This window comes from Yersinia sp. 2553 StPb PI (genome assembly GCF_052217105.1).
Lineage (GTDB): Bacteria > Pseudomonadota > Gammaproteobacteria > Enterobacterales > Enterobacteriaceae > Yersinia > Yersinia enterocolitica_E.
Genome location: NZ_JAZGPX010000002.1, coordinates 3,266,650 through 3,292,476 on the forward strand (window position 1 = coordinate 3,266,650; position 25,827 = coordinate 3,292,476).

Below are 25,827 nucleotides of genomic sequence, written 5' to 3' on the forward strand. Positions count from 1 at the left end.
TATGTCGATGATAACCTTCTGCCACGCGCTAAAGCGTTCCCCCTCCACCAGCATTGGGCTGTTTATTCTCTCCTCGCTGGTGATCATTGCGATTTTCGCTCCGTGGTTAGCGCCACAAGATCCCAACTGGCAAAACGCAGCCGACCGTTTATTACCGCCAGGTGCACACCACTGGCTCGGTACTGATAGTTATGGCCGCGATATGCTGTCGCGCCTGATTTACGGCACCCGCCCAACCTTAGGGCTGGTACTGCTGGTTACCGTGATCACGCTACCATTGGGGTTGCTGGTCGGCGTGCTGTCCGGCTATTACGGTGGCTGGCTCGAACGCATTTTGATGCGCATCACTGATGTAGTGATGTCGATGCCACGGCTGATTCTGGCCTTTGCCTTCGTGGCGATGCTCGGCCCCGGTTTGATTAACGGTGCATTGGCATTGGCGCTGACTACCTGGCCGGCCTATGCCCGTCAGGCCAGAGCCGAGATCCAATTATTGCGCAAAAGTGATTATCTGGCCGCCGCTGAAATGATGGGAATTAAAGGTCTTCGGCTGTTGTGGGGCCATATTTTACCCATGTGTCTCCCCTCGGCGGTGGTGCGTCTGGCGCTGGATTTAGCTGGCATTATTTTGGCCGCTGCCGGGTTAGGTTTCCTCGGGCTAGGAGCCAGACCGCCCATGTCCGAATGGGGATCAATGGTTGCCGACGGAATGCAGGTTATCTTCGATCAATGGTGGATCGCCGCGATTCCAGGCTGCGCCATTTTGCTCAGCAGCATGGCTTTTAATCTGTTAGGCGATGGCCTGCGCGATATTTTGGACCCTCACCATGACTGATAAAATTTTCGCCGTTGAAGGCTTGAGTGTCGACTTTAAACAACAGCGGGTGGTGGATAATATCTCCTTCCAGCTCGGCCATGAGCGCGTAGCACTGGTCGGTGAATCCGGTTCCGGTAAATCCATTACTGCCAGAGCACTGATGGGGTTAGTTCGCTCACCGGGCAAAGTCAGCGCCAAAAAGCTGAGTTATTACTCTGACAATACCGATGAACAAGGAAATCCCGGTAAGATCGTCGAACACGATTTGACATCCCTTAAGCCGAAACAGTGGGGGGCGTTACGTGGCAGTGAAATTGCTATGGTGCTGCAAGATCCCCGCTACGCACTGAATCCGGTGCGAACCGTGGGTAAGCAAATTGAAGAATCCCTGCTGTTACATAATGCTCTTTCAGGGGCCGATGCTCATGAACGAGTATTAAATGCACTGGCCGCCGTCGGGCTGAATGAAGGTGCTTACCACAGCTATCCTGGTCAACTCTCCGGCGGAATGGGCCAGAGGGCAATGTTAGCTATAGCGTTGGTGAATAACCCACGAGTATTAATTGCCGACGAACCAACATCAGCCTTGGATGCCAAACTGCGTAATCAAATTCTTGAATTGATTGTTGAACAAACCGAGCAGCGCAATATGAGTTTACTGTTAATAAGCCACGATTTGCCGTTGGTCGCTGAGCATTGCCATCGCGTGCTGGTGATGTATCAAGGGAAACTGGTCGATCAAGGGGCGGCGGCAGATTTGCCTTATTCAACTCATCCTTATACCCATACGTTATGGGCCTGCCGTCCGAGTGCCGGTACCTATGGCACTGACTTGCCAGTATTAGATCGCAGCGCTGATTTCTCTGGAGGTTCCCATGGCACTGATTGAAGTCAATAATCTCCGGGTCAGTTTTCCGCAGAGAAATCAGGTGAAAACCGCAGTTGAATCAGTAAGCTTTGCGGTTGAAGCGGGTGAAACCTTCAGCCTGATCGGCGCATCCGGTTGTGGTAAATCTACAGTATTACGTACTTTGGCCGGTCTACAGCGAGAATGGCAAGGAGAGATAACCTTGCTGGGTACGCCGTTACGGCCAGGGCAACGTTTCACCGGCCAACTGCGTAAAGATGTGCAGATGGTGTTTCAAGACCCCTATGCCTCGCTGCACCCTCAGCATAATATTCAACGCACATTGGGTGAGCCATTACAGATTCACGGTGAAAAGAATATCCAGCAGCGAATTGTAAGTGCATTAGAGCAAGTAGGTCTGCCTGCTTCTGCCGCCCAGCGTTACCCTCATCAGTTCTCTGGCGGCCAGCGCCAACGCATTGCTATTGCCCGCGCCTTGCTGCTGCGCCCTAAACTGTTGTTGTTGGATGAACCTACTTCAGCATTAGATATGTCGGTTCAGGCGGAAATCCTCAATTTGCTCAATCACTTGAAACGCGAACATGGCATGACGTATTTATTGGTCAGCCACGACAGCGATGTGGTGGCCCATATGTCTGAACGTGCGGCCCTGATGGAGAGCGGGAAGATAGTAAGAGAGTTTGCCCGGCGGGATTTAGAGCTGGCTGAGCATTTTATGGGATAGCGTTTTGCCGTTCACTCGAGGGTTAAGTTTTGGTTTATAGAATAGATCGGATCACTGTTTCGGTTGATTCGGTGCTCGGATTCGGTTGTTATAACTTTACGGCTAACCTAACCTTAGTCGCCTCAACCGCCAAAGGGGGCGGGCGCGCCCCCTTGTGGAATCCCGCGCTTGCGCGAAATATTGTGGCTTCGCCATGCCCTCCGGCCGCTTGCAGGCTAATCGAACCGGGGCCGACTCGCTCCCAGCTCGACAGCCCCTTTCGCCGCGTCCATGCAGCTCATTCGGCCTGCAATCTTTGTCGGCAATATTCCTGATTGCGCCCAACGTCAAAATCAAAACCTTTTCTTTAGGTTTTGATGTTTAAAAGCACATTTGAGCCGCCGAGTGAAGAGAGTAGACAAGGCAACCCGCCAAGGACGGCGGGTTGAGGCGTCATGAGCAGGGACGCGAATAAAGCCGTCCGTTAGCCGGAACGATGATTGAGGGTACCTGCGCAGCAGGCCAGCGATACGTGCGCAAGCGCGGATTGTTAAGGCCCACGCTTATGGGCCTTAACTCGGTTGAGGTGGCGGAAATGAATTGAGCACTGAACGATTATCAACCGAAATAATGATCCGATCTACTCTAACAACCAAATCCGAGCACCGAATCACCAAATCACCAAATCACCAAATCAACCAAAATAATGAACCGGATCACTTACCACCAGGACTAGTGACTAAAACCCCTTCATCAACCCCACCACACCCTGAACATAGCCATCCAACGTCTCCTCCTCCATCTCATTTGCCCCCTGCACCAAAAACGGTGGTAAATAATCCATTCCGGTTAGGTTCGCCATGGCATGGAAGGGCAATAACAGATCTAACGCCGGATAACGGTTATATCCCTGTGGCGTATAATCCTGAGCCTTCCCTCCAGTGGAGACCACCAACCGCAACGGCTTACCCTGTAGCTTATTGCCACCACTGCCGTAGGCAAAACCATGGGTTAATACCGCATCCTGCCATTCACTTAAAATAGCCGGTGAGCTGTACCAGTAAAACGGAAACATCATCACAATCACATCATGTGACTTCAACAACTCCTGTTCCCGCGCCACATCTATCTGAAAATCAGGGTATTCACGCATCAATTCATGCACCGTGACATTCGCTAATGGGCGGATGGCCTCTATCAACCGACGGTTAATACGAGACTCATCCGGGTGACGATGGGATGTTAAGACTAAAATAGCGGGCATAGCACTTCTCCAACCAGTTTGATAAACCTATTTTTTCATTTTCCGGCTGGTCGGTGTAGGCTGCTATCAGTCACATTAATTTCAACTAAAGGTATCAACCACTATGTCGCTGCCTCTGGATATTCATCGTTTACTGCCCGCTTTTCTCACCGCAGCTCAGAGTGACAACTTCTCCACCGCAGCCAGGCAGCTAGGTATCACACCTGCTGCGGTCAGCAAGAATATTCGTGTACTGGAAGAAAAACTGGCGCTACGTCTGTTTCAGCGCAATACCCACAGCGTGGTGCTAACGGATGAAGGCAAAACATTATTGGCACGAGTGGCACCACTGTGGCAGGCACTTTCCAACACTCTGGATACGGTACGTAATGATGAGCAACAACCCAGTGGTACGGTGCGGGTCAGTGTCATTCCCGGCTTTGGCCGCCAACTGTTGATGCCACTTATTCCAAAATTTATGGCGCGTTATCCGCAGATTGATTTGGATCTTTCACTGGAGGCCAGAGTGGTGAATTTGGTCGGAGAAGGATTTGATGTCGGCATCGGCACTCGCATCGATCCCGATAGCCGCTTGATTGCTCGTCAGTTTTACCCAATGCAAATGCTGCTGGCGGCATCCCCTGCTTATCTGGCCCGCAATGGTTCACCCGCCAACCCACAGGATCTCTATCAACATCAGTGTTTAATACACCGTAATCCATCAAATGGCCGGAGAGTAAAATGGCAATTGCAGCAGAATAATGAGGTTCAATCCTTAGAGTTATCAGGTCGTTTGATCTCTTCCCAGCCGGATATGCTGCTACATGCCGCATTAGCGGATATGGGGATCACCTATGTGGCACAATGGCATGCAGCGCCACACTTTGCCGATGGCAGCCTTATGCCGGTATTGGTGAGTTACTGGCCCGCCCCGACCCCAGTATGGCTTTATTATGCTTCTGCCGATTTACCACCCAGAGTCCGTGTTTGGGTTGATTTCCTGTTAAAACATTTCGGCCCACATCACGCTTTATCCGCACAATAAGTCACATAAAAATATCGTTTTTGTGACGCACTGAGCAGGGAATAGACCTAACGTCGATTTCCTTGTTCTAAGTCAAATTAGTTGACTGTCACTTCTGCCATTACCCATATATAGTGGTTGTAGGAATTCAAACATCTATATGTAGTAGTTATCCACAAAACCATCCACACCTCCCTCGCAGCCCTTACCCGCTGCGGCTTGCCTTGTGGATAAGATTTCTTGTGGATAATTATTACCGGCTACAGGAGCAGGCATTGTGAAAACAGTAGTGATTAAACGGGACGGTTGTCAGGTACCTTTTGATGAGGTGCGGATCAAGGAAGCCGTCGAGCGCGCAGCCTTGGCTGTTGACGTTGTGGACGCAGATTATTGTGCAACTGTTGCCCGTGTGGTCGCTCAGACGATGGAAAACCAGCCTAAAGTTGATATCCGCGACATCCAAACTGCGGTAGAAAACCAACTGATGGCCGGTCAATACAAGCAGTTAGCCCGCGCCTATATTGAATATCGCCATGACCGGGATATCTCGCGGGAGCTGCGTGGTCGCCTGAATCAGGAAATCCGTGGATTGGTTGAGCAAAGTAACAAAGCGCTGCTTAACGAAAATGCCAATAAAGACAGTAAAGTGATCCCCACCCAGCGCGATCTGCTGGCCGGTATTGTGGCGAAACACTATGCCAAACAGCATATCTTGCCACGGGATGTGGTGTTAGCGCATGAACGTGGTGAAATCCACTATCACGATTTGGATTACGCGCCCTTCTTCCCAATGTTCAACTGTATGTTGATTGATCTCGATGGCATGCTAACCCAAGGCTTTAAAATGGGTAATGCGGAAATTGAACCACCGAAATCCATTTCTACCGCCACCGCAGTGACCGCACAGATTATCGCGCAGGTTGCCAGCCATATCTATGGTGGTACAACCATTAACCGTATCGATGAAATTCTGGCCCCGTTTGTCACTGAAAGTTTTAACAAACATAAATCTGTGGCTCAAGAGTGGCAAATTCCTGATGCCGCCGGTTATGCCATGTCGCGCACCGAGAAAGAGTGTTACGACGCCTTCCAGTCGCTGGAATATGAAGTTAACACCCTCCACACCGCCAATGGTCAGACCCCCTTTGTCACTTTCGGTTTTGGCTTAGGCACCAGTTGGCAATCGCGCATGATCCAGCAGGCCATTCTGCGTAACCGTATTGCCGGTTTGGGCAAAAATCGCAAAACCGCGGTATTCCCGAAACTGGTGTTTGCTATCCGTGACGGTCTTAATCACAAGTTTGGCGATGCCAATTACGATATCAAACAGCTGGCGCTGGAGTGTGCGACTAAACGCATGTACCCGGACATTCTAAATTACGACCAAGTAGTAAAAGTAACCGGTTCCTTTAAAACACCAATGGGTTGCCGCAGCTTCCTCGGAGTGTATGAAGAAGAGGGTAAACAGATCCACGATGGCCGTAATAACCTCGGGGTTATCAGTCTCAACCTGCCACGTATTGCGCTGGAAGCCAAAGGCGATGAAGCCCAGTTCTGGCAATTACTGGATGAACGCCTGCTGTTAGCCAAGAAAGCCCTGATGACCCGTATTGCCCGTCTGGAAGGGATTAAAGCCCGTGTGGCTCCGATTCTGTATATGGAAGGGGCTTGCGGCGTGCGCTTACAAGCCGACGACAACGTTTCTAAGATCTTTAAAAATGGCCGCGCATCCATCTCGCTGGGCTTTATCGGTATTCATGAAACGGTTAATGCGCTGTTTGGTCATCAGACCCATGTCTTTGATGACGAAAAGTTGCGTGAAAAAGGCGTGGCTATCGTCGAACGGATGAGACAAGCAACAGATAGCTGGAAAAATGAAACCGGCTACGCCTTTAGCCTGTACAGCACACCAAGTGAAAACCTGTGTGACCGTTTCTGCCGCCTTGATACCGCTGAATTTGGTGTGGTGGACGGCGTCACCGACAAAGGCTATTACACCAACAGCTTCCATCTGGATGTTGAGAAGAAAGTTAACCCATACGACAAACTGGACTTCGAAGCACCTTACCCACCATTGGCGAACGGTGGCTTCATTTGTTACGGCGAATACCCTAACTTGCAGCACAACCTCAGAGCGTTGGAAGATGTCTGGGACTACAGCTACAGTCGGGTGCCTTATTACGGTACTAACACGCCAATTGATGAGTGCTACGAATGTGGCTTCACCGGTGAATTCTCTTGTACCAGTAAAGGTTTTACCTGCCCGAAATGTGGCAATCATGAGCCATCGAAAGTCTCGGTAACCCGCAGAGTATGTGGCTATCTGGGGAGCCCGGATGCACGACCATTCAATGCCGGTAAGCAAGAAGAAGTGAAGCGGCGCGTGAAACATCTGGCGAACGGACAACTGGGCTAACCACTTAATACGATATTACCCAAAGTAATTGGAGTTGCAGGTAGCCGGCAAGCGAACTCATCCCGATGAACTTACATAGTAGTCAAGTGATTCGGGTTTGCGAACTCAGCCAACACCCCCGCAGCGCCAAGTACAAAGGGAGGCACTGATTATAAATTACCATCAATACTACCCGGTCGATGTCATCAACGGCCCCGGCACCCGCTGCACGCTGTTCGTCTCTGGCTGCATGCACGAGTGTGTGGGTTGTTATAACAAAAGTACCTGGCGACTGAATTCGGGTAAGCCATTTACTCGTGAACTAGAGGATCAGATAGTGGCTGATCTCAATGACGCCCGCATCCATCGGCAAGGGTTATCCCTCTCCGGCGGTGATCCGCTGCACCCGCAAAACCTGTCTGCGATACTGCAACTGGTTAAGCGAGTGCGTAATGAGTGCGATAGCAAAGATATTTGGGTCTGGACGGGCTACACCCTGGCTGAACTGACCGACGAACAACAGCAAGTGGTTGATCTGATCAACGTGTTGGTTGACGGCAAATTCGTGCAAGATCTAAAAGATCCCTCGCTTATCTGGCGTGGCAGCGGTAATCAGGTTATCCATCACCTGCGTTAATTGGCAAAATTATAGGTCAAAGTAGCATTAAACCGCCAATCACGGCGTGTGCTATCACTGGGGAGGTCGCCAATCGGCCTCGCCCCTTCCAATGACAGTGAATAGTGTTTGTTGTCACCAAAGGTCACCCCAACGGCATATGAAGCCAGCTTCTTCGCGGGGAAAATGGCAGAGTTGTACCACGTGTGGGCTGTATCCAAAACCACATAAGGTTGGACCGTCTTCAACCAGTTGCCCTGTTCCCGGTTATGCAGATAGCGCATTTCTACCTGCCCGCCATAACCATAATCCCCGGTTGCGTCACTGTCTGGATAACCACGGCCGAAGCGCAGTCCGCCAAAAGTGACATGCTCGGCCTCGGGTAAATCATTGTCCGACCAATCCCCTTCTGCCGAGGCACTCAAGCGCCATTTCTCGTCCATCAGATATGCCCCGTCACCGGTGAGTTTCCAGCGGGTAAAGCCCAAGTCGCCCCACGGTACCGAACTGGATGCCAGAGCACCATTGATCCCTTTGCGCACACTGGCGCGGGTGCTCCAATAAGATTGGGTATATTCCTGATAACCCGCCAGTGCTAATTCAGCCGCCGGATAACGCATTCGCTGATTCTGCTCTTCTAAATCCAGCAAATAATTATTAACAGTATTAAATCGGGCGCGAGTTTTTAAATTGTAACTTTTCTCTAGATAATCTACGCCACCACTCAGGGTCCATTGCCGCTTGCGCGTTAATTGCAATGGATAACTCAATACCACACCACCGGTATATTGCGTCTGCTCGGAACGCGTTGATAAGGTAATATCTTGCGGATACAATGTCAGTACATCGGTATAGTCTTTGGGAACCTGCTTATAATAGCTGCCACGGGTTTGTAGTAATAATCCATTGCTCCCTAGATATTGTTGATAGTTTAAACCAAGATATTGGTCGCGATTTTTACTGTCGAGCGGTAATAACGTTGCCACACCAAATTGTTCGGCATAGGGTGTAAATCCACTTAAGGTTGCATTAAGTACACCACTGTATACTCCTTTGCGACTATCCAGCGCAGTACTAACATTCCAGTTACGTGGATGTTCGGCTTTAACGTCCAGTAGTGTCGCGCCATAAATATTATCCGGGTTTTTAGCCGTGGCAATGATTTTGGTATCCGGGGTCCGGCTCATCAAAATATTGTAGCGTTCAAAGGTGTCCTGCGTCAGTGGCTTCTCTGCCATGATGCGCTGTGATAGCTTGGTTAGCCAGCGGCCTATCGCAACATTTTCACTTTGAATCCGCGTATTGGCAATGTAACCCTCAACCAAGCCTATTTTTACCGTGCCATTAATAAAGTTATCTGAGGGTAAATAAGCATAAGAGAGAATATAACCGTCTTGCTGATATAATGTAGTAATAGATTGAGTTGCCACCAATAAATTCTTTAACGGTACTTTTTTACCAATATAACCGTTGAACGGTTCACGAAGTAACTTAAGATCATAACGTGTACCGCCAATAAATTGAATATGCTGCACATCAATTAAGGTTTCAAGTGTTAACTTAGCATTGGGAGCAGACACTGAAATAGCAGGTGGTACTGTTCGTGTGGTTTGGGGCTTAGCAATGTCACGTGATATTCTGGACGGATTATTCTGATCAATCAACATGGGAACCGTATTGGCCCATGCACTATATTGCCATATACCACCAGTGCCAAATAACAATAACAGCCACACTCTATTATTCATAGAATATTTCCTTATGCGCACATTAAATTATAATTTTAATAGCCTATTTTTATTATCGTCAGACAGCGAGGCTCTCCCCAGAGAGTAAGGGAGAGCAAATCTCATTATATTTTTAATTGGTTTTTGGTTTTAATATTCCGCCCAAGCCTCCCCCCGCACTGGCATTTGCGTTAGCGGAGACGCCCGCAGTCAACCCACCGGTAATGCCACCAACGGTGTTAGTCACACCTGCCAGCAACCCGCTATTACTGCCACCGGTGCTGGGAGTCAAGGTCGTGGTAACGCCCGCCAATAAGCCATTCGAACCGCCAGTTGACGCAGGAGGAGTGACCAGACCACCGGCCTTCTCAACTGCCTGCCCGGTGCCTTGTAATACCTGGCCCACGCCCGCTAAGGTTGGCACACTCGTACCCACTTGTGTCCCCGTCGCCGCAACGGTGCCGCCGACCGCGGTCAATAAGTTATTAACCGGCGCGCCAATCCCCGTGGTTCCACCTACGGTTTGCGTAATGTCTTGTACCTGACCCACCACCGGCGTCACTATGCCGGTCGCTGCGGTCGTCAACTTACTGGTGGTACCGGTTTGCAGGTCTTGCGCCAGCCCATTACCAATGGACGTTACCGCACCACCGGTCTTATCCACCAGCCCACCTGCCGTACTAGTAACACCGCCCAATGGTGTATTAGCAGCGATACCTGAGACCGTGCCTCCCAATCCTGAAACACCAGTACCGACATCAGCGACTGCTTTCGGTACACTGGCGGCTGTCGTGCCTAAAGCATTAGGATTATTTCCTAATTGGCCGACGCCATTCTGTAATCCGGTCCCAACCTCACTGACTGCATTACCTGCACTGTCAACCACGGTGACCAAACCACCACCGACGATTGGCAAGCTGCCGACAGGTGTTTGGCTGACAACATCACTGACCGTATTGCCGACACCATCTACGGCGGTACCGACACCACTAACCACATTCCCGACCGCGGAATTATTCGCGGTTGTCCCACCACCGTTATCTGTTCCTCCGCCCGTTCCGCCGCCAGAGCCGCCACCAGAGCCAGTGCCACCATTACCATCGCCGCCACTGCCATCACTACCAGAACCAGTTCCACCGGCGGCCTGACCCGCATTATTCTTCGCAGTATTGTGAGAACCACCACCACTTCCACTACATGCCGCAAGTGAGCTGGCAAGCAATATTACCAAACTGATTGTGCTCAGACGGCTGATATTATTAGGGCTCATAGCATAACCCCCCAGAGAGAACGCCACAGCGGCGTAAAATAACTATAAGAGACACTTATGTTTCACTCAGGTTAAGGTAATGTTTATTTTTTGTTTTAAATGAAAATTTATCGGCTGGATATGTATCATTTTGATAATGCGATAAAACTTTTTCTTATAAAAATCTCTATTTTCTCAATAAAACCCGCACCGATAAACGCAAAAACTTCATCGTTCCACCATCTCAGCTTAACCCTACTGTCATCAAAAACAGCCAGCATAGCGGTGAGATCACTTACCGGTTATCACTATGACTATCCGCCATCTGCTCGTCCGTTTTGCTACTTCTGTTGCTTCGCTGCGGCTAGAAACGGCCATGAGGGGGATAGCACTGAGAGGGTATATCTACCATGCACTTATCTAGACCACCGACCAGCTACCCCACCCGCTATCAACAAATTGCGGCCCAATTAGAACAGGAATTGCGTGGTGCCTATCGTTGTGGCGATTACCTGCCTTCTGAACAACAACTGGCTGATCGCTATCAAGTTAATCGCCATACCTTGCGTCGGGCAGTGGATGAACTGGTTGAACGTGGCTGGCTACAACGCCGCCAGGGCATCGGCACGCTGGTATTAATGCGCCCGTATGACTATCCACTGCATGCTAATGCTCGCTTTAGCCAGAACTTGCTGGATCAAGGTAGTGACCCCACCAGTGAGCGCTTACTCGCAGTCTTGCGCCCGTGTATAGAGCATGTAGCCAAAGCGCTCTCACTGGCAGAAGGCACCACCGTGATCCATTTACGTACTCTGCGGCGGGTTAATGGCGTACCAGTCTGTGTTATCGATCACTACCTGCCAGACCTGCGCTGGTGGCCTGCTTTACAACAATTCAACTCCGGTTCATTGCATCAATTCATCACCCAGCATTTACAACAACCACTGAGTCGTAGCCAAACCCGCATCAGCGCACGTCGTGCGCAGGCAAAAGAGAGCCGCTTACTCGAGATTGCGACTCATGCGCCGCTGCTCTGTGTGCGAACCTTAAATATCTGTGTTGATAGCCAGCAGGTGGCGGAATACTCCGTCAGCCTGACGCGGGCCGACATGATTGAATTGACGATGGAGCACTGAATGGAAACTCGCCATACCACTCGGCAAAACTGGATGTCGGTGTTAGCCCACTGCCAGCCAGCAGAGTTGCTCGCTCACTGGCAAGCCTTGAATTTATCACCGGAATATCAGGTGATCCGCGCCCCAGAGATAGGTTTAAACCAATTACAGGCCCGGATGGGGGCTACTGGTCGCCGTTTTATCCTTGGTGATATGACCATAACGCGTGCCGTTATCAAGCTTAACGACAGCACGGATATTTATGGTTACAGCTACATTGCCGGGCGTAATAAGCCTCATGCCGAGCTGTGCGCCGTGCTGGATGCCTTGTTACAACTCTCCACCGTCAAGGGTAAACCCGCCGGGTTGAATGAATTATTGCTGAAAACCGTGATTCACCCACTGGCCGCAATACAACAAGAACGGCGGCAATTACGCGCTGATGCTATCACCGCCAGTAAGGTTGATTTCTTCACCTTGGTGCGGGGAGAGGACTGATGAACTTATTAACCCATTTTGAGCATCCGGTGGATGATGCGCAGCACACTTTTCGTCGTATTCTCAAAGCGTTGAGTGAACCGGGCGTGCTGGTAACACTGCCCCATGCTACCGGCTGGCAACCACTGAACCCAGCAACCACCAGTGTTTTGCTCACGCTGGCCGACCAAGAGACGCCACTCTATCTCGACGCAGCACTTAATAGTGACAGCGTGCAACACAATGTGCGTTTTCATACCGGTGCGCCCCTAACGACATGCGGTGATAAATCCTCTTTTTCATTATTTAATAATGAGATAACAGCAGAGCAACTCGCCACCTGCCCGGCAGGTAATGAACTGTCACCGGAACAATCCACTACGGTGGTGATTCAGACCGACAGCCTACACCACGGCATGCCATTACGGTTACGCGGGCCAGGTATTGAACACAGCCGCACTGTTGCACCACACCTGCCCGCCACCGTCTTGAATTATCTGCTTAACCGCCCTGCTGCATTTCCGGCTGGCATCGATTTTCTGTTTACCTGTGGCGAGAACCTGATGGCAATCCCACGAACCACCCATGTGGAGGTGTGCTGATGTACGTTGCAGTCAAAGGGGGCGAAAAAGCGATTGCAGCAGCCCATCAATTGCTGGAACAGCAACGGCGTGGCGACAGCCAGATCCCGGCGATCGATTGTGAGCAAATTGAGCAACAACTCGGTCTGGCGGTTGATCGGGTGATGACCGAAGGGGGCATCTATGATCGCGAGCTGGCTGCACTGGCAATTAAACAAGCCAGCGGCGATTTAGTAGAAGCCATTTTCCTACTACGCGCTTACCGCACAACCTTGCCCCGTTTGGCCGTCAGCCAACCGCTAGCAAGCGAGCATATGCGGCTAGAGCGCCGTATTTCGGCCATTTACAAAGACTTGCCCGGCGGGCAAGTGCTCGGCCCAACCTATGATTACACCCACCGGCTGCTGGATTTTACCCTGCTGGCCGCAGGCGATGCACCGCAAGCGCGCAACGATGGCGAAACATTATCCGATGACTTATTACGCAATAACTGTGCCCATGTGTTTGATTTATTAGTTCAAGAGCAACTTGCCCTGACAGAGCAAGATGACGGTACTCCGCCGGAAGATATCACCCGCAATCCCCCCGTTTATCCCTGCAATCGCTCGGCCAGGCTGCAACAATTGGTCCGTGGTGACGAAGGCTTTCTGCTGGCGCTGAGCTATTCCACGCAACGTGGTTATGGCCGCACCCATCCCTTTGCCGCCGAGATCCGCACCGGTCACCTGACCGTTTCAATTCAGCCTGAAGAACTGGGATTTGCTATTGATATCGGCGAAATCTTACTGACCGAATGCGAGATGGTGAATGGCTTTGTCAACCCGGAATCAGAACCTCCGCACTTTACACGTGGTTATGGTCTGGTGTTTGGCCGTGGTGAGCGCAAAGCGATGTCGATGGCGCTGATGGATAGAGCCTTACAAAGCCGCGAATATGACGAAAAGGTCACCAGCCCGGCGCAGGATGAAGAATTCGTGCTCTCCCATGCCGATAATGTCGAAGCCGCGGGGTTTGTTTCTCATCTTAAACTGCCGCATTACGTAGATTTTCAAGCGGAACTGGAATTGCTAAAACGCCTGCGTCGTGAGCACTTACTCGCCTCGCAACAGCCATCCTCTCAAGAACAGGAACCACGCCATGACTGAGGTTCTCACCGGTTATAATCTGGGATACCTGGATGAGCAAACCAAACGGACTTTACGCCGCGCGCTGCTAAAAGCAGTGGCGATCCCCGGTTATCAAGTGCCGTTCGGCGGGCGGGAAATGCCGATGCCTTATGGTTGGGGCACCGGTGGCATTCAATTGACCGCCAGCCTGATTGGCCGCAAAGATGTATTAAAAGTGATCGACCAAGGGGCAGATGACACCACCAATGCTGTCTCTATCCGCCGTTTTTTTCAGCGCGTCAGCGGGGTGACGACCACCGAAAGCACTGTCGATGCCAGCTTGATCCAAACCCGGCATCGCATTCCTGAAACACCACTGAGCGAAGATCAGATCCTTATCTATCAGGTACCGATCCCAGAGCCACTGCGCTTTATCGAACCACGCGAAACCGAAACGCGCAAAATGCATGCGCTGGAAGAATACGGCGTGATGCAGGTAAAACTGTATGAAGATATCGCCCGCTACGGCCATATCGCCACCACCTACGCCTATCCGGTCAAAGTGAACGATCGCTACGTGATGGACCCTTCACCGATCCCAAAATTTGATAACCCCAAAATGCACATGATGCCCGCGCTGCAACTGTTCGGGGCCGGTCGCGAGAAGCGGTTATATGCCCTGCCTCCCTTTACCAAGGTGGAAAGTCTGGATTTCGACGATCACCCATTTACCGTGCAGCAATGGGATGAACCCTGTGCCTTGTGCGGCTCGCGCCACAGCTATCTTGATGAAGTGGTGATGGACGATCAGGGCAGCCGAATGTTTGTCTGTTCTGATACTGATTTTTGCCAGCAGCAACTGGCGGCACAAGAGGTAAATATTCAATGATTTCCGAACAGGTTATTTCATCATCCGCAGCCGCTCACCCACTGCTATCAGTGGAGAATCTCACACACTTGTATGCGCCAGGTAAGGGGTTTAGCAACGTCTCTTTCCAGCTCTATCCCGGTGAAGTATTGGGAATTGTCGGTGAATCCGGCTCTGGCAAAACCACCTTATTAAAATCGATTTCTGCCCGGTTGCCGCCACAGCATGGGCAGGTTATTTACCACTCTGGTGCCCAGCAACCAGTTGATTTATATCAGATGGCTGAAAGTCAGCGCCGCTGTTTACTGCGCACCGAATGGGGGGTGGTCCATCAGCATCCACTGGATGGTTTGCGCCCACAGGTTTCCGCCGGTGGCAATATCGGCGAGCGTCTAATGGCTATTGGCCAGCGCCATTACGGCGACATCCGCCAACAAGCAGGGCGCTGGCTGGAGGATGTCGAGATCCCACTATCACACCTGGATGACTTACCCACTACCTTCTCCGGCGGCATGCAACAACGTCTGCAAATTGCCCGCAATCTGGTGACCCACCCCAAGCTGGTATTTATGGACGAACCGACGGGTGGCCTGGATGTATCAGTACAAGCGCGACTACTGGATTTACTGCGCAATCTGGTGGTGGAAATGCAACTGGCAGTGGTGATTGTCACTCATGATCTCGGTGTGGCCCGGCTATTGGCACACCGGTTGCTGGTGATGAAGGAGGGTCAGGTTATCGAAAGCGGCCTGACCGATCGAGTACTAGACGATCCCCATCATCCCTACACCCAACTATTGGTTTCATCGGTGCTGCAAAACTGACTGTTTTGTCTGTTAACCCGTGAATAGATTAACGAGAGCTCACTATGAATCACCAGCAACGGCCTATCAATCACCCACAACTGAGAGTTGAAAATCTCAGTAAAACCTTCGTACTACACCACCAGCATGGTATTCGCTTACCGGTATTGCATCAAACCTCACTGGAAGTGAGTAGCGGTGAATGTGTGGTATTACACGGCCATTCCGGCAGCGGTAAATCTACTCTGCTACGCTCTTTATATGCCAACTATCTGCCAGACAGCGGGCATATCTGGGTCAAGCATCAGGGGGAATGGCTCGACATTGTGGCAGCACCAGCGCGACAAATTATGGAGGTACGCCGTCATACCGTGGGTTGGGTCAGCCAATTTTTGCGGGTGATCCCACGGATCAGTGCATTAAATGTGGTGATGCAACCGCTACTGGAGCTTGGCGTTGAACGCCATATATGCCAACAGCGCGCGCAGGATCTCCTGACTCGCCTCAATGTTCCACCACGCTTATGGGATCTGGCCCCCTCGACCTTTTCCGGCGGCGAGCAGCAGCGGGTCAATATCGCCCGTGGTTTTATCAAAGATTACCCCATATTGCTGCTTGATGAGCCAACGGCATCGCTCGACAGCACCAATAGCGCGGCAGTCGTTAGCCTGATTGATGAAGCTAAACAGCGAGGGGCCGCCATCATTGGAATTTTCCACGATGAGGCCGTACGTAACCATGTCAGTGATCGCTTACTGGTCATGACGCCCTTTCCCGCCGATGCCAATCCGGAGATACCCGCATGATCCTCAATAACATCAACCTTATTCTTGAAGATCAGGTGGTCAACGGATCGCTCGAAATCAAAAACGGGGTTATCCACAATTACAGTGATCGCCCAACCCAACTCTCTGCCGCCATAGATGGACACCATGGCTGGCTGTTGCCGGGATTGATCGAGCTGCATACCGATAATCTGGACAAGTTTTTTACCCCACGCCCCAACGTTGATTGGCCAGCTCATTCGGCGATGAGCAGCCATGATGCGCTGATGGTTGCCAGTGGGATCACCACCGTGTTGGACGCAGTGGCGATTGGCGATGTGCGCGATGGCGGGCATCGTCTGGATAATCTGCAAAAAATGATTAATGCGGTGGTGGATAGTCAGCGGGCGGGACTGAACCGGGCAGAACACCGGATTCATTTACGTTGTGAATTACCTCATGAAAGTACTCTACCGCTGTTTGAAGAACTGATGATGCAGCCTGAACTGTCATTGGTATCGCTGATGGATCACTCACCAGGCCAGCGTCAATTCGCCTCCCGGGCAAAATATCGTGAGTATTATCAGGGCAAATACCATCTTAATGATCAACAAATGGCAGAGTTTGAGGAAGAGCAAATCACCCTGTCAGCGCGCTGGTCAGCGCCGAATCGAACAGCGATCGCCGATCACTGCTCTCAGCGGGGCATTGCCCTCGCCAGTCACGATGATGCCACGGCGGAACATGTGGCACAATCACAAGCACTGGGCAGTGTGATTGCTGAATTTCCCACCACGGAGGTGGCGGCCAGAGCGTCAAATCAGCATGGTTTACAAGTATTGATGGGCGCGCCAAATATCGTCCGTGGCGGCTCCCATTCAGGCAATGTTGCAGCACACCAACTGGCCGCTATTGGAGTACTGGATATTTTATCGTCTGACTATTACCCAGCCAGCTTGCTGGATGCGGCCTTTCGTATCGCACACGATGCAACCAATAGCTTCACCTTACCGCAAGCGGTTAATTTGGTAACACGTAATCCTGCCAACGCCTTGGGACTACAGGATCGTGGTGTTATTGCCGAAGGTAAACGGGCTGATTTGATACTGGCACGCGCTCATGACAGTGCGCAAAGTAAACATGTTTACGTGCAAAACGTCTGGCGTCAGGGAATACAGGTGTTCTGATGGGGCGCTTAATCTATCTGATGGGGGCATCAGGGGCCGGAAAAGATTGTCTGCTGTCGGCGCTGCGGGCAGCCAATCCGGCAAATATTATCGTGGCACATCGTTATATCACCCGCCAGGCCAATGCCGGGGCGGAAAACCATGTTGCGCTAAGTGAACAGGAGTTTTTACTGCGGGCGGCCCAAGGATTATTCGCGCTGTACTGGCAAGCGCATCAGTATCGCTATGGGATAGGTATTGAGATTGATATCTGGCTACAACACGGGTTAGATGTGGTGGTTAATGGCTCCAGAGCTTATCTGCCAGAGGCACAACAGCGCTATTCCGACCAACTTTTGCCGCTCTGTCTGACGGTTTCTCCGGCTATTTTAGCGCAACGATTGCAACAACGTGGCCGAGAGAACAGTGAACAGATCAATGCACGATTACAACGGGCGCAACACTATCAGCAACAGCTACCGGTTAACTGTTTGCAACTGTCTAATGATGGTGAGCTGCACCACACACTGGGGCAGTTACAACAATTACTGCTAGCTCCCCTAACCAGTAAAGAAATGGGGGATAAAAAATGGAACTGACACTGTTAGGCACCGGTTGCGCCCAGCAGGTGCCGGTATTTGGTTGTGACTGCGTGATTTGTGCTAAAGCCAGAGTGCAGCCCGCATTGGGCCGTAAACCTTGCAGTGCCATGCTGCGATATCAGGGGGAAACCACCTTGATTGATGCCGGATTGCCGACACTGGATCAGCAGTTTACTGCGGGGGAAATTCAGCGTTTTTTGCTTACACATTACCACATGGATCATGTTCAGGGGTTATTTCCGTTACGTTGGGGATGCGGAAATTCGATCCCGATCTACGGACCGCCGGATCCAGACGGCTGTGACGATCTGTTCAAACATCCTGGAATTCTGCATTTTCAGCCGCCGATGGCCGCATTCCAGACCCTCCATTTTGGTGACTTACGGGTCACACCGGTGCCGCTAACCCATTCCAAAATAACCTTCGGCTATTTATTGCAAAGCCCCAGCCGGACCATCGCCTATTTAACCGATACCGTCGGGCTACCCGCTGATAGTGCGCTATTTCTGACCAGCAAAAATATCGATCTGCTGGTGCTGGATTGCAGCCACCCGCCGCAGACGCCGCCGCCACGCAATCACAATGATGTAACCATCGCGTTAGCCATTAAGGATTTGCTAATGCCACAACAGACGTTGCTGACCCATGCCAGCCACCAACTTGATCGATGGTTGCTTGACCACCCATTACCGGCAGAGGTGGCAATCGCCCATGATAATCAGACGATTACCCTATTATGATCAACGCTGCTGCATCTGAGCGGAGGTTAAGATTGTCACGCCCTCTTTCGGCGGCGCAAAAGCCTGATCCAGCATCGCCTGTGCGACATCTTTGCCTTTAATCAAGCGCCACTTATCTGGCAATAAGGCAAACAGAGGCGCGCTCAGGCTCTCCATCAAGCGGGGCTTGTCGCGCTGACCTGCCAGCATTGAGGGCCGGGCAAAAGTAAGTTGTGGCCAGCCCTGAGCCTGTAAGTCACGCTCGGCCTCACCTTTGGTGCGGTTATAAAACACCCATGAGTTGGCATTAGCACCCATCGCGCTTACCAATAGAAAATGCCGTGCGCCCAGCCGCAAGCCGGTTTCACCAGCGGCCAATACCAACCGATAATCCACCAAACGAAATGCCGCCTGGCTGCCAGCTTGCTTACGGGTGGTCCCCAAACAGCAAAAAACCAACTCCACCGGTTGATCCAAGGTTTTCAGCAACTCGCCGATATTTTCACCCTGCGGATTAATCAGTTTATTCATGGCTGGCAAGGGTTTACGGCTAGGTGCAATGATGGATGTCACTCTGGCATCCAAACGTAACAGGCGCAGTAATTCGCCCCCCACCAGGCCACTTGCGCCCAGTAATAATACCTTCGCCATCTGACCTCCTGCCTTCTGGTATTGATGCTAATGCCGCGAAAAAGTGCGGAGACAATTATTGAAATCAATTGTTATGAATAATACATACCAGAGACACTATTACATAGAATCGAAAAATAGCAGTTATCATTAAAACAGGAAATTTATAGTGAAGAGTCTTGCTGCCAATACAGTTTTTTGCCAAAACCAAGGGTATTATTAGTCATCTTGATTTCCAGCAGATTGAGCTGCCAGAGTGGAGCGGATACCACTTTAGCCACCGGAAAGCGGCGGCAGTAGCGCTGGCGGGCGCGGTGTTCCGCATCCCCCGTTAATTCGCTTATCTCTGCGCGGTATTGAATACCTTTAATCAAGGCTACTGTGCGCGGCTGGGTGGCGATGGTGCCGACAACCTGTGGGTTTATCTGCATCAGTTCACCATGTCGGGTGTGCTTTTCTGTCATGATAAATAGCGCCATCTGCGTTTCATCAAATACGTAAAAACAGTTGGCACACCACATATCGATACCACTGCCCGCACACAGCGTCAGTACATGTTGCTGGCGCAGAAAGCGGTTAATACCAAGCAGATCCTCAGGGTTATTCACGTCACTCATTATTCACAACGCCCTCTGGCTTAGAAATAGCCCTGAGTGTACATCAACTATGCCTCTATTAACTTTGACCCAATTAATTCTGCCACAACAGACGATCACGGGATGTCAGGGTTTCCACCGGGAAGGTGGCAAGCACCGCATGATAGCGTTTGGCGTCCATCGGGTAACCCCGGGCGGCCTGTAATAACAACCGCAATGCACTGTCATAGTCGATGCCACGCAAATCGCGGTAGGGCCACAGCTCCGGTTCAGCAATAAACGGTAGCAGATAGTCAATCCCCTGCTGAACATTGCGGCCATCCTGTATCCACTCCCAGCGATCAATTTCAACATGTTCACCGTAGCGACATAGCAGTAGATGGGCTTCCAAATTGAACAACGAGTAATGGAACGGCACGGTGCGTTCCAGCTCCATCCACTGTTTACCATCTTGGGCAATCTGCGCCGCCAACCGTTGGGTGATACCTTGCTGGATAATGGTGGAAACCAGCCCGCGATCGCCATAAAACATCGCATTGGCCGCGCGCTGTACGTCATACCAGGTGCCGTGGTTGTTGTGCCAGACATACTCTGAATGGCCCACTTCGCTGTGGAACATCCAATGGTTAAAATCACGGAACCATTGCTGTAACACCGCAGTATCCTCGGTATCGAGCAGCTTGGCTGGTGATATCAAGCCGAGAGTATCAATCACCATCCACATCAGGCGGGTATCAATCAGGCCGGTACCACGGCCAGAAACGATACCAGGAATGGCCTGCCCGTAATTAAGATGCGGATTCATACGAGTTTTAGCATCTAAAAACCAGCAACGTATCTGCTCGGCGGCCACCTGTGCATAACGGCTATTCCCGGTAAAATAGTAGGCCAGCCCCAGTGTCAGGCAGCGATCACACATTCGTACGATACGTTGAGTATCAGTATCGTCATTCTGACTCTGCGGGTTGGTATGCCCATCGCGGCGCACATAGGGTAAACCATTAGGCTTGCGCGGATTTGGCCACCAATAAGTACCAAAGCTGTAATAGTCGTGAATATCACCACTGACCGGCAATAACTTTTTATCAGTCACACTTTCCGGTGGCTGATCACGCAATATATCGGCTTCACTTAATAACCGGCGTAATGCCGGTTGTAATGGTGAAAAAGGTTGCTGTAATACCGCTTTCGCCTTGATCAGGCAATCTAGATCCAGCGTATACAATTTTATTGGCGTCATAGACGTTTTCATTGGCGTCATGGGTATTTGCTTCCTTATGTAGCCTGACAAGCAACCCGTAAACCGGTGGCAGCATCAAAAATGTGGATACCGGCAAGCTTAGGTTGCAGATAGACCGTCTCCCCTGCATTCACCGCCAAACGCTGTTTGAAAACCGAGGTAAAGCGGCCACCGCCAGTGCTACAAAATAGCTGCATATCCGAGCCGGTATTCTCAATCGCAGTAATGGTCGCTTTCAGTGCACTGGCACTGTGTGTCGCATCTACCACGTTGACCTGCTCTGGCCGAATGGCGTACACCACGCGCTGCCCGTCGCTCAACTGCAAGCCAACAGGCAATGTCAGCAATGAGCCATCTTCCAGTTGTAGCAGGAATTTATCACCCTGTTGCACCACGGAGCCTTTCAATTGATTGATTTCAGGTGATCCAATAAACCCCGCGACGAACAAGTTAGCCGGACGATCATACAAGTCCAATGGCGATCCGACCTGCTCGATGCGCCCTTCGCGCAGTACCACGATCATTTGCCCCATCGTCATCGCTTCTATTTGATCATGGGTGACATAAACAGAGGTGGTTTTCAGCCGCTGATGCAATTCGCGGATCTCACCACGCACCTGAGTACGCAATTTGGCGTCCAGATTCGATAATGGCTCATCAAACAAGAATACCTGTGGGTTACGCACGATAGCCCGCCCCATGGCGACGCGCTGACGCTGACCACCGGACAAATCTTTCGGCAACCGCTCCAAAAGGGCCTGTAAACCCAATAACTCTGCCGTGGTTTCGACTTTGTTATTGATCTCCGCCTTGGACATTTTGGCCATTTTCAGTGCAAAACCCATGTTCTCGCGCACCGTCATCTGTGGATAGAGAGCATAGCTTTGGAACACCATAGCGATATCGCGCATCTTAGGTTCAACGTCGGTGACATCTTTATCATTAATGCCTACCGTGCCGCCGGAAATCTCTTCCAGCCCGGCAATCATACGCAGTAAGGTGGATTTTCCGCAGCCACTCGGGCCAACTAATACGCAGAACTCACCGTCAGGGATTTCCAGCGATACATCGCGGATCACATGGGTGTCACCGTAAGATTTACAGACATTTTTAAGTACAACCGATCCCATTTTGTTTCTCCCTAACCTTTAACCGCGCCAGACATGATCCCGCGATTGAAATGTTTTTGCAGACCCAGATACACGATGATGCTCGGCAGCATCGCCAATAGGGTGATGGCAATAAAGATATTTGGTGTGATGCTCTCGTCGGTACGTAACGTGCCGAGGATCACCGGAATGGTATTCAAACTGTCCTGATTAACGACAATCAGCGGCAACAGATATTGATCCCAAATCATGATAAATCCGAAGGTAACTACCGTACCCAAAGCCGGTTTAACCAGTGGCAGGATCACATGGAAGAAAATTTGCCATTCGCTGGCACCATCAATGCGTGCCGCCTCTTCCAACTCTTTTGGGATAGCAGCCATAAACTCAGTCAAAACAAAGATTGAGAAGGCCCAGCCAACCACCGGTAGGATCATGCCCAAATAGCTGTTGTACAACGAGGAATCGATAATTGGCAGTTGCCAGTTAATGATCATATAGAGCGGAATAGCGATCACCTCTTCCGGCAGCATCATGGTCGACAGGATGATCAAGCTGGTCAGAGAGACTCCGACAAACTTTTTACGCGCCAACGCATAAGCCGCCAGTGCACTGACTGACACCTGTAGAACCGTGCCAAAGAACACCACGATGATCGAGTTCAGCAGATATTGCCAGACGCCGATATCCATCCAGGCAAAAATAAAGTTGTCCCACGAGAACTGATTTGGCCATGCCAACAGCTCACCGGGTTTAACTGGCGCACCGCTGAATGCGGTAGCAATAATGCCCCAGTACGGGCCAACAAATACAATCAGTAACAGACCATAAATTATCCAGCGGCCGATACTGTTCCAACTTTTAGTTTTCATGACCAGTCTCCGGCTCGGGTTAGTAACGGGCGATGCGCTTTTTCAATGTGAGGTGACAAATCGTCAATATCACAGTGAACGCGAATAGCAGGAAGGACACCGCAGAGGCATAACCATAATCAAACTGCTCAAAGCCCAGCTTGTAGATATGGGTCATTATCATTTCCGTTGCATTCGATGGACCACCGCCAGTGGTGGCATACACTTCGGCAAACACCCGAAAACCACGGATAAACGACAGCATCAGTACCACTGAAAGTGCTGGGATCATGCCCGGTAAGGTGACGTAACGTAGGCGATTCCACCAGTTGGCACCATCCACATTCGAGGCGTCGTACAAATCACGGCTAATGCCTACCAGCCCGGCAATAAAGATAACCATGTTGTAAGGCACTGCTTTCCAGATATGCAGCATCATTACAGTCCACAGCGCCTGATCGGTATCTGCCAAAAACCCCTGCGCTTCAATGCTGAACCATGACAGAACATGGTTCACCACACCATTACTGGTCGGGTTAAACAGAATTCGCCACATTTCGGCGACGATAGCCGCACTGGTTACCGCCGGCAGGAAAATAGCGGTGCGGATAAAGCGCAGATGCCGTGCCGGGCCTTCCAATAACATGGCTAAAAAGAAGGCGATAAAAGCGGCCACCACCATGGTGACCACCACATATAACAGGGTGTTGAACACCGCAGAGTGCAGCGCTTCATCACCCATCGCGCGGGAGAAGTTGTCAAACCCGACCCACTCATTTGGCTGGTTAAAGTTAACCTTGTAAAAACTCATCACTAGCCCTTGCAGCATTGGAATGAATTTAAACCAGGTGAAGATGACCAGTGCCGGAGCCAGGAACAGCCACGGAACCAGATTACGTTTTAGTCGGGGGGTTAGCGTTATCATGTTTCACTCACAGCCCTAAGACATTCTGTTTAGCCAATTCATCGTTCACTTTCTGATTCACGGCTTTTAATTCAGCAGGGATATCACTGTCACAGTTGGCTAAGATGCGGTTGAAACCTTCAGCAGTGACCTGACGAATAGGCGTCCAGTTAGGCACTTGTGGGATATAGCGGCCATGTTCGGCATATAAGTCAGCAAACATTGCCCAGCGCGGATCGTTATAAACCGCTTTAGTATCAACTTGCTTATTAATCGACAAGCGCACGACCGGCATATTGTTGCTGCCCATTCCCATGCCGATTTGTTGCCCTTCAGGTGAGATCATGAATTCTATGAATTTCTGAGCGGCTTCTTTTTTCTGACTGCTTTTCATCAAAAATACGGTGGTGCCTTCAGCCAGTGTTGCCTGCCCTTTTGCTCCGGCCGGCGGTGGGATCACTTCAAAAGCCTCTTTACCGGGATCTTTATCAAACAAAGCAATGTGATATGGGCCGGAGAAGAACATGCCGCTTTGACCGGAACGGAATGATGGAATGGCATCTGCGGTAGTGGCATTGATAGCCCCCGGCTGTACCGTTTTGTCACATACCATGCCACGCATGAAACTCAGCGTTTCAGTCGCTGCTGGCTCTTCTAACGATGCTTTAAATTTACCTTCACTGGTTGGGCGAATAAAATCACCGCCGGCCTGCCAAAGATAAGAACTGATAAACCAACTGGCGTAACCACGGGTGGTTGAAGCCGGTAGAATAAAGCCATAGGTATCGTTCTTACCGTTGCCGTCCGGGTCATTAAAAGTAAACGCCTTCGCTAATGTACTGATATCCTGCCAGTTTTTAGGCTGTTCTAATCCCAGTTTCTCTCGCCAGTCTTTACGTACAAACAGGGCGAAGGTCTGAGCTGAAGTAGGCACCCCATAATATTTACCATCAATATATTGGGCACTTTTCCAGGCGGTATCGAAGATATCTTCTCCGCCAATGATATTTTTCGGTTCAATCGGTTCGACAATACCAAGCTGGACAAACTGCCCAATAGCCACAGCATCGTTGAAAATCAGGTCCGGCAGCGCATTACCCGCTGCGGCCCGTGCCAGACGCTGTTCAAAATCAGTCGTCGCATTGAAATATTCAATCTTGATACCGGTTTTCTTCTCAAAAGTGTCGGCTTCTTTTTTATAAATATTCTTGGAATCATTACTGGCGCGGATCCACACTTGCAATGTTTCTGCAGCGTGAAGAGAAGGGATCCCCATGGCTAAATAAGTTAATAACAGCAAGGATTTTATTTTTACTTGTGACATTATCATTTTTGTCTTCATCTCATCGCCTCGTTGAAATCTAATTTTTATGAATTTACCCAGAAGATTAAATAACAGAATAAAATCACGAAACACTCGATAACATTAGAACCCAGAGAAAAACAAAAAACTACACCATAAAAAACAAAACTTAATTCCATTTAAATATTTCTGCTTGAGATCACATTAAAAAAATCAACAAAAAATGAATAAAAACAAAGTAAATCATATAAAACAATAAATTAAAATCTTCATTTTAAAAATTAAAAAAACCAAGCAATTATTAAAATTGGCTAAAAAACGTCTAAAACTAAGATTTAATTTGATATTCAT

At 50.4% G+C, this 25,827-nt stretch carries 26 protein-coding genes; 16 read left to right on the plus strand and 10 right to left on the minus strand.

Annotated elements, in window-relative coordinates; all coding sequences use genetic code 11:
- Nucleotide 1: 1 nt before the first annotated feature.
- From V2A84_RS16445 to V2A84_RS16455, 3 genes are read left to right on the plus strand one after another with little or no spacing between them, the layout of a single operon-like run.
- A complete protein-coding gene (locus tag V2A84_RS16445; RefSeq protein ID WP_005186584.1) occupies nucleotides 2-835 on the plus strand; it encodes an ABC transporter permease in 834 nt (277 codons plus the stop codon).
- Nucleotides 828-1,706 carry an ABC transporter ATP-binding protein gene (locus V2A84_RS16450; protein WP_083160836.1) on the plus strand — a complete coding sequence of 293 codons (879 nt, stop codon included), beginning with the start codon at nucleotides 828-830 and terminating at the stop codon, nucleotides 1,704-1,706. Before V2A84_RS16445 ends, V2A84_RS16450 begins: the two co-directional genes overlap by 8 nt.
- Nucleotides 1,693-2,409 (plus strand): ABC transporter ATP-binding protein, encoded by a 717-nt coding sequence (locus tag V2A84_RS16455; RefSeq protein WP_083160838.1) that lies wholly within the window; start codon nucleotides 1,693-1,695, stop codon nucleotides 2,407-2,409. The genes V2A84_RS16450 and V2A84_RS16455 overlap by 14 nt, the downstream gene beginning before the upstream one ends.
- A 718-nt stretch (nucleotides 2,410-3,127) precedes the next feature.
- Here V2A84_RS16455 and V2A84_RS16460 read toward each other — a convergent pair.
- On the minus strand, nucleotides 3,128-3,652 hold the full coding sequence (locus V2A84_RS16460; protein ID WP_083160840.1) for an NAD(P)H-dependent oxidoreductase: 525 nt from the start codon (nucleotides 3,650-3,652) through the stop codon (nucleotides 3,128-3,130).
- Between the two features lie 103 nt (nucleotides 3,653-3,755).
- Here V2A84_RS16460 and V2A84_RS16465 point away from each other — a divergent pair, with 103 nt between their 5' ends.
- The 3 genes from V2A84_RS16465 (at nucleotide 3,756) to nrdG (ending at nucleotide 7,687) form a co-directional block, all read left to right on the plus strand.
- Nucleotides 3,756-4,676 (plus strand): LysR family transcriptional regulator, encoded by a 921-nt coding sequence (locus V2A84_RS16465; protein WP_083160842.1) that lies wholly within the window; start codon nucleotides 3,756-3,758, stop codon nucleotides 4,674-4,676.
- A gap of 256 nt (nucleotides 4,677-4,932) precedes the next feature.
- Entirely contained in the window at nucleotides 4,933-7,071 is a 2,139-nt protein-coding gene (gene nrdD / locus V2A84_RS16470) for an anaerobic ribonucleoside-triphosphate reductase (protein ID WP_083160844.1), read from the plus strand.
- A gap of 151 nt (nucleotides 7,072-7,222) precedes the next feature.
- Complete coding sequence (gene nrdG, locus V2A84_RS16475) at nucleotides 7,223-7,687, plus strand: anaerobic ribonucleoside-triphosphate reductase-activating protein (protein ID WP_083163906.1); 465 nt, start codon at nucleotides 7,223-7,225, stop codon at nucleotides 7,685-7,687.
- Here the strand turns inward: nrdG and V2A84_RS16480 are convergent.
- Together V2A84_RS16480 and V2A84_RS16485 are read right to left on the minus strand one after the other, a co-directional pair.
- Nucleotides 7,684-9,414, minus strand: a complete 1,731-nt coding sequence (locus V2A84_RS16480; protein WP_442821304.1) for a ShlB/FhaC/HecB family hemolysin secretion/activation protein — start codon at nucleotides 9,412-9,414, stop codon at nucleotides 7,684-7,686. The genes nrdG and V2A84_RS16480 overlap by 4 nt on opposite strands.
- Before the next feature lie 112 nt (nucleotides 9,415-9,526).
- Nucleotides 9,527-10,663 (minus strand): collagen-like triple helix repeat-containing protein, encoded by a 1,137-nt coding sequence (locus V2A84_RS16485; RefSeq protein WP_083160848.1) that lies wholly within the window; start codon nucleotides 10,661-10,663, stop codon nucleotides 9,527-9,529.
- Between the two features lie 389 nt (nucleotides 10,664-11,052).
- Between V2A84_RS16485 and phnF the strand changes: the two genes are divergently transcribed.
- From phnF to phnP, 10 genes are all read left to right on the plus strand, one after another.
- Nucleotides 11,053-11,778, plus strand: a complete 726-nt coding sequence (gene phnF, locus V2A84_RS16490) for a phosphonate metabolism transcriptional regulator PhnF (protein ID WP_083160850.1) — start codon at nucleotides 11,053-11,055, stop codon at nucleotides 11,776-11,778.
- Nucleotides 11,779-12,255: a phosphonate C-P lyase system protein PhnG gene (gene phnG / locus V2A84_RS16495; protein WP_083160852.1), complete on the plus strand. Its 477-nt coding sequence runs from the start codon at nucleotides 11,779-11,781 to the stop codon at nucleotides 12,253-12,255. It begins immediately after the preceding gene.
- Nucleotides 12,255-12,836 carry a phosphonate C-P lyase system protein PhnH gene (gene phnH / locus V2A84_RS16500; protein ID WP_083160854.1) on the plus strand — a complete coding sequence of 194 codons (582 nt, stop codon included), beginning with the start codon at nucleotides 12,255-12,257 and terminating at the stop codon, nucleotides 12,834-12,836. Before phnG ends, phnH begins: the two co-directional genes overlap by 1 nt.
- On the plus strand, nucleotides 12,836-13,960 hold the full coding sequence (locus V2A84_RS16505) for a carbon-phosphorus lyase complex subunit PhnI (RefSeq protein WP_442848194.1): 1,125 nt from the start codon (nucleotides 12,836-12,838) through the stop codon (nucleotides 13,958-13,960). Before phnH ends, V2A84_RS16505 begins: the two co-directional genes overlap by 1 nt.
- Nucleotides 13,953-14,810 (plus strand): alpha-D-ribose 1-methylphosphonate 5-phosphate C-P-lyase PhnJ, encoded by an 858-nt coding sequence (locus tag V2A84_RS16510; protein WP_083160858.1) that lies wholly within the window; start codon nucleotides 13,953-13,955, stop codon nucleotides 14,808-14,810. Before V2A84_RS16505 ends, V2A84_RS16510 begins: the two co-directional genes overlap by 8 nt.
- Entirely contained in the window at nucleotides 14,807-15,613 is an 807-nt protein-coding gene (phnK, locus tag V2A84_RS16515; protein ID WP_102970481.1) for a phosphonate C-P lyase system protein PhnK, read from the plus strand. Before V2A84_RS16510 ends, phnK begins: the two co-directional genes overlap by 4 nt.
- Before the next feature lie 65 nt (nucleotides 15,614-15,678).
- Nucleotides 15,679-16,398 (plus strand): phosphonate C-P lyase system protein PhnL, encoded by a 720-nt coding sequence (phnL, locus tag V2A84_RS16520; protein WP_102970569.1) that lies wholly within the window; start codon nucleotides 15,679-15,681, stop codon nucleotides 16,396-16,398.
- Nucleotides 16,395-17,543 (plus strand): alpha-D-ribose 1-methylphosphonate 5-triphosphate diphosphatase, encoded by a 1,149-nt coding sequence (gene phnM, locus V2A84_RS16525; RefSeq protein ID WP_083160860.1) that lies wholly within the window; start codon nucleotides 16,395-16,397, stop codon nucleotides 17,541-17,543. The genes phnL and phnM overlap by 4 nt, the downstream gene beginning before the upstream one ends.
- Entirely contained in the window at nucleotides 17,543-18,121 is a 579-nt protein-coding gene (gene phnN / locus V2A84_RS16530) for a ribose 1,5-bisphosphokinase (protein WP_083160862.1), read from the plus strand. The genes phnM and phnN overlap by 1 nt, the downstream gene beginning before the upstream one ends.
- Nucleotides 18,112-18,864, plus strand: coding sequence for a phosphonate metabolism protein PhnP (gene phnP, locus V2A84_RS16535; protein WP_083160864.1), 753 nt, complete (start codon nucleotides 18,112-18,114; stop codon nucleotides 18,862-18,864). The genes phnN and phnP overlap by 10 nt, the downstream gene beginning before the upstream one ends.
- Here phnP and V2A84_RS16540 read toward each other — a convergent pair whose 3' ends face one another.
- The 7 genes from V2A84_RS16540 to V2A84_RS16570 all read right to left on the minus strand — a co-directional run bounded on the left by V2A84_RS16540 (nucleotide 18,865) and on the right by V2A84_RS16570 (nucleotide 25,515).
- Nucleotides 18,865-19,494 carry a hypothetical protein gene (locus V2A84_RS16540; protein ID WP_083160866.1) on the minus strand — a complete coding sequence of 210 codons (630 nt, stop codon included), beginning with the start codon at nucleotides 19,492-19,494 and terminating at the stop codon, nucleotides 18,865-18,867.
- Nucleotides 19,495-19,637: 143 nt separating this feature from the next.
- Nucleotides 19,638-20,090: a YhbP family protein gene (locus V2A84_RS16545; RefSeq protein WP_193784741.1), complete on the minus strand. Its 453-nt coding sequence runs from the start codon at nucleotides 20,088-20,090 to the stop codon at nucleotides 19,638-19,640.
- Nucleotides 20,091-20,163: 73 nt separating this feature from the next.
- Entirely contained in the window at nucleotides 20,164-21,330 is a 1,167-nt protein-coding gene (locus V2A84_RS16550; RefSeq protein WP_083160868.1) for an alginate lyase family protein, read from the minus strand.
- Between the two features lie 14 nt (nucleotides 21,331-21,344).
- The gene (locus V2A84_RS16555; RefSeq protein ID WP_050312219.1) at nucleotides 21,345-22,439 is read right to left on the minus strand and encodes an ABC transporter ATP-binding protein; all 1,095 of its coding nucleotides are present in this window, start codon (nucleotides 22,437-22,439) and stop codon (nucleotides 21,345-21,347) included.
- 11 nt (nucleotides 22,440-22,450) lie between these two features.
- Complete coding sequence (locus V2A84_RS16560; protein ID WP_083160870.1) at nucleotides 22,451-23,290, minus strand: carbohydrate ABC transporter permease; 840 nt, start codon at nucleotides 23,288-23,290, stop codon at nucleotides 22,451-22,453.
- Nucleotides 23,291-23,309: 19 nt separating this feature from the next.
- Nucleotides 23,310-24,194 carry a carbohydrate ABC transporter permease gene (locus V2A84_RS16565; RefSeq protein ID WP_083160872.1) on the minus strand — a complete coding sequence of 295 codons (885 nt, stop codon included), beginning with the start codon at nucleotides 24,192-24,194 and terminating at the stop codon, nucleotides 23,310-23,312.
- Nucleotides 24,195-24,201: 7 nt separating this feature from the next.
- A complete protein-coding gene (locus V2A84_RS16570) occupies nucleotides 24,202-25,515 on the minus strand; it encodes an ABC transporter substrate-binding protein (protein ID WP_083160874.1) in 1,314 nt (437 codons plus the stop codon).
- Nucleotides 25,516-25,827: the final 312 nt, after the last annotated feature.

Coding starts and splice junctions, on each gene's coding strand:
- V2A84_RS16570 (WP_083160874.1), bottom strand. CDS start 25,515: ATGAAGACAAAAATGATAATGTCACAAGTAAAAATAAAATCCTTGCTG.
- V2A84_RS16565 (WP_083160872.1), bottom strand. CDS start 24,194: ATGATAACGCTAACCCCCCGACTAAAACGTAATCTGGTTCCGTGGCTG.
- V2A84_RS16445 (WP_005186584.1), top strand. CDS start 2: ATGTCGATGATAACCTTCTGCCACGCGCTAAAGCGTTCCCCCTCCACC.
- V2A84_RS16450 (WP_083160836.1), top strand. CDS start 828: ATGACTGATAAAATTTTCGCCGTTGAAGGCTTGAGTGTCGACTTTAAA.
- V2A84_RS16465 (WP_083160842.1), top strand. CDS start 3,756: ATGTCGCTGCCTCTGGATATTCATCGTTTACTGCCCGCTTTTCTCACC.
- V2A84_RS16455 (WP_083160838.1), top strand. CDS start 1,693: ATGGCACTGATTGAAGTCAATAATCTCCGGGTCAGTTTTCCGCAGAGA.
- V2A84_RS16485 (WP_083160848.1), bottom strand. CDS start 10,663: ATGAGCCCTAATAATATCAGCCGTCTGAGCACAATCAGTTTGGTAATA.
- phnF (WP_083160850.1), top strand. CDS start 11,053: ATGCACTTATCTAGACCACCGACCAGCTACCCCACCCGCTATCAACAA.
- phnM (WP_083160860.1), top strand. CDS start 16,395: ATGATCCTCAATAACATCAACCTTATTCTTGAAGATCAGGTGGTCAAC.
- V2A84_RS16540 (WP_083160866.1), bottom strand. CDS start 19,494: ATGGCGAAGGTATTATTACTGGGCGCAAGTGGCCTGGTGGGGGGCGAA.
- V2A84_RS16550 (WP_083160868.1), bottom strand. CDS start 21,330: ATGACGCCAATGAAAACGTCTATGACGCCAATAAAATTGTATACGCTG.
- phnP (WP_083160864.1), top strand. CDS start 18,112: ATGGAACTGACACTGTTAGGCACCGGTTGCGCCCAGCAGGTGCCGGTA.
- phnG (WP_083160852.1), top strand. CDS start 11,779: ATGGAAACTCGCCATACCACTCGGCAAAACTGGATGTCGGTGTTAGCC.
- phnH (WP_083160854.1), top strand. CDS start 12,255: ATGAACTTATTAACCCATTTTGAGCATCCGGTGGATGATGCGCAGCAC.
- V2A84_RS16560 (WP_083160870.1), bottom strand. CDS start 23,290: ATGAAAACTAAAAGTTGGAACAGTATCGGCCGCTGGATAATTTATGGT.
- V2A84_RS16505 (WP_442848194.1), top strand. CDS start 12,836: ATGTACGTTGCAGTCAAAGGGGGCGAAAAAGCGATTGCAGCAGCCCAT.
- V2A84_RS16460 (WP_083160840.1), bottom strand. CDS start 3,652: ATGCCCGCTATTTTAGTCTTAACATCCCATCGTCACCCGGATGAGTCT.
- V2A84_RS16510 (WP_083160858.1), top strand. CDS start 13,953: ATGACTGAGGTTCTCACCGGTTATAATCTGGGATACCTGGATGAGCAA.
- V2A84_RS16545 (WP_193784741.1), bottom strand. CDS start 20,090: ATGAGTGACGTGAATAACCCTGAGGATCTGCTTGGTATTAACCGCTTT.
- phnN (WP_083160862.1), top strand. CDS start 17,543: ATGGGGCGCTTAATCTATCTGATGGGGGCATCAGGGGCCGGAAAAGAT.
- V2A84_RS16555 (WP_050312219.1), bottom strand. CDS start 22,439: ATGGGATCGGTTGTACTTAAAAATGTCTGTAAATCTTACGGTGACACC.
- V2A84_RS16480 (WP_442821304.1), bottom strand. CDS start 9,414: ATGAATAATAGAGTGTGGCTGTTATTGTTATTTGGCACTGGTGGTATA.
- phnK (WP_102970481.1), top strand. CDS start 14,807: ATGATTTCCGAACAGGTTATTTCATCATCCGCAGCCGCTCACCCACTG.